Origin of the sequence: Nocardia sp. NPDC023733, assembly GCF_040639775.1 — a bacterium.
Taxonomy (GTDB): Bacteria; Actinomycetota; Actinomycetes; order Mycobacteriales; family Mycobacteriaceae; genus Nocardia; species Nocardia rosealba.
Map to the genome: position 1 here is coordinate 1 of NZ_JBFAAN010000017.1, position 2,988 is coordinate 2,988.

Genomic DNA, 2,988 nt, shown 5'->3' on the forward strand with positions numbered 1-2,988 from the left:
CGAGGCCGTGCAGATGCTCGGCTACCTGTTCTACATCGGCGACCGCAAGAAGACCGGCCTGCCCTACGCGTCGGAGCCCGATGCGAAGGATGACTGGCTGCGGCTGCGGCACGAGGAAGCGCTGACGCCCGAGGCGGTCGTGCGCCTGGCCGAAGCGGCGCAGGCGCGCTACGGCTTCCAGGACTTCAAGCTCAAGGGCGGCGTGCTGCGCGGCGAGGAAGAAGTCGACGCGATCCGCGCCCTGCACGAACGCTTCCCGCAAGCGCGCGTGACGCTCGACCCCAACGGGGGCTGGTTGCTCAAGGACGCGATCCGGCTGATGCGCGACATGCACGGCGTGATCGCGTACGCCGAGGACCCGTGCGGCGCCGAGGACGGCTTCTCCGGCCGCGAGGTGATGGCGGAGTTCCGCCGCGCCACCGGCCTGCCGACCGCGACCAACATGATCGCCACCGACTGGCGGCAGATGGCGCATGCGCTGGCGCTGCAGGCCGTCGACATCCCGCTGGCGGATCCGCACTTCTGGACCCTGGCCGGCTCGGTGCGCGTGGCGCAGACCTGCCGCGACTGGGGCCTCGCCTGGGGCTCGCACTCCAACAACCACTTCGACATCTCGCTGGCCATGTTCACGCACGTCGGCGCCGCCGCGCCGGGCAAGGTGACGGCGATCGACACGCACTGGATCTGGCAGGACGGGCAGCGCCTGACGAAGGAGCCGCTGAGGATCGAAGGCGGCCACGTGCAGGTGCCGAAGAAGCCCGGCCTGGGCATCGAAATCGACGAAGCGGAACTGGCGAAAGCCAACGCGCTCTACCGGCAACACGGCCTGGGCGCCCGCGACGACGCGATCGCGATGCAGTTCCTGGTGCCCGGCTGGAAGTTCGACCCGAAGCGGCCCTGCCTCGTTCGATGATCCGCACCACTCCCTCTCCCTCTCCCTCTCCCGCTCGCGGGAGAGGGCTGGGGTGAGGGTGGTGCCCTGCCAAGAGGCCCTGCCACGCCGCCCCTCACCCCAACCCTTGTATCTTTGAGTCCTAGACTTCTGAGCCGTGAAGGGCGACGGTGAAGCGCCGTCCTGCCCGGCCGAATTTTGCTGTCGGTGCGCCAAACCAGTAAGCCCTCGGAGTTCAAAGCTCGTGGGAGAGCAATAGGTCAACGCACCGGCGCGTTCCTTCCAATCGTGTAGCCCGAACAGTTGCCAATACTGAACATGAATCCGCAAGGTGGGGTAATCGAAGGCGCCCAGCGCCAGAACGTAGGGATCGACGTGGCCAAGCAGCATCTGGATGTCTGCATAGGCACGGACCAACCGCGCCTGGCCAACGACGCTGCAGGGTGGAATGCGCTGATCGAGAAGCTGAAGGCCGAGCAGGTCGACCTGATCGTTGTGGAAGCCACTGGCGGCTACGAACGAGGCGTGGTTTGTGCCTTGCAGGACGCCGGCTTGACCGTTGCGCGGGTCAATCCGCGACAAGCCCGCGACTTCGCCAAGTCCATGGGGGTTCTGGGCAAGACCGACAAGGTCGATGCCAGGTGCCTGCGGGACTTCGCCGATGTCCTGGCGCGCCACAAGGACCGTGACAAGTACATCACGCCAGCGGCCGAGCCGCATCGACAGGCCCTGGCCGCACTGGTGGTGCGCCGCCGGCAGTTGGTGGAGATGAGAGTGGCGGAAACGAATCGCCTGCAACAGGCCACCAAGGTCACGGCCCGAAGCATCCGCAGCATTCTGAAGGCGCTTGACAAGCAGATTGCCGATATCGATGACGATACCGACCAGCTGCTGCAAGAGCACTTCAAGGAGCAGCGCAAGCTTCTGGACAGCGCCTCGGGCGTGGGACCGGTGACGATCCTGACCTTGACCGCACTGCTGCCAGAGCTTGGGCGGCTCAAGCGACGCCAGATCGCCAAGCTGGTGGGCATCGCTCCCTTGGCCTGCGATTCAGGCCAGCACAAGGGCAAGCGCGTGATCTGGGGTGGCCGCTCGGACGTGCGCAGCGTGGTCTACATGGCAGCGCTCTCGGCCAAGCAGCACAACCCGGTGATCCGCGCCTTTTACGAGCGCCTGGTCGCCGCCGGCAAGCCGGCCAAGGTGGCGCTCGTGGCTTGCATGCGCAAGCTGCTGACCATCCTGAACGCGATGCTCCGGGACAGCTCGGTTTGGGATGCCTTGCGCCACCTTGACCTCAAAAAGGCTTGACGGGAGACACAGTTGCTCTCCCCAAAGGGGAGAGGGAGAAAAGCCAATGACCGAGCCGCTCATCATCACCATGCACCCCGCCGACAACGTCGGCATCGTCGCCAATGACGGCGGGCTGCCGGCGGGCGCGGTGCTGGCCGGGGGGCTCGTGCTGCGCGAGAAGGTGCCGCAGGGGCACAAGGTGGCCCGGGTGGACATCCCCGCCGGCGAGGCCGTGCGCCGCTACGACGTGCCCATCGGCTACGCCGAGCGCGCCATCCCCGCCGGCAGCTGGGTGCACGAGCGCCTGCTGCGCATGCCCGCGGCACGCGGCCTGGACGACCTTCCGATGGCCACCGCGGCGCCCGCGCCGGCCGCGCCCCTGGAGGGCTACACCTTCCAGGGCTACCGCAATCCGGACGGCTCCGTCGGCACCCGCAACATCCTCGCCATCACGCAATCGGTGCAGTGCGTGGCCGGCGTCACGCGCTACGCGATCGAGCGCATCAAGTCGCAGCTGCTGCCGAAGTACCCGAACGTCGACGACGTGGTGGCGCTGGAGCACGGCTACGGTTGCGGCGTGGCGATCGACGCGCCCGACGCGGTGATCCCCATCCGCACGCTGCGCAACATCAGCCTCAACCCGAATTTCGGCGGCGAGGTGATGGTGGTGAGCCTGGGCTGCGAGAAGCTGCAGCCGGAACGCCTGCTGCCCCCCGGCACGATTCCCATCTCCGAACACCGCGAAGAGGATCCGGGGCTGGACGTCGTCTGCCTGCAGGACGAGGCGCACGTCGGCTTCATGTCCA

At 67.3% G+C, this 2,988-nt stretch carries 3 protein-coding genes; all 3 read left to right on the forward strand.

Going from position 1 to position 2,988, the window contains the following annotated elements:
- Window positions 1-913: enolase C-terminal domain-like protein (locus tag AB0F86_RS29585; protein ID WP_357171752.1), on the forward strand; the 913-nt coding region annotated here is incomplete at its 5' end.
- A 297-nt stretch (window positions 914-1,210) separates the two neighbouring features.
- A complete protein-coding gene (locus AB0F86_RS29590; protein WP_357171754.1) occupies window positions 1,211-2,200 on the forward strand; it encodes an IS110 family transposase in 990 nt (329 codons plus the stop codon).
- A 46-nt stretch (window positions 2,201-2,246) separates the two neighbouring features.
- The coding region (locus tag AB0F86_RS29595) for a UxaA family hydrolase (RefSeq protein WP_357171756.1) at window positions 2,247-2,988 on the forward strand (742 nt) is incomplete at its 3' end.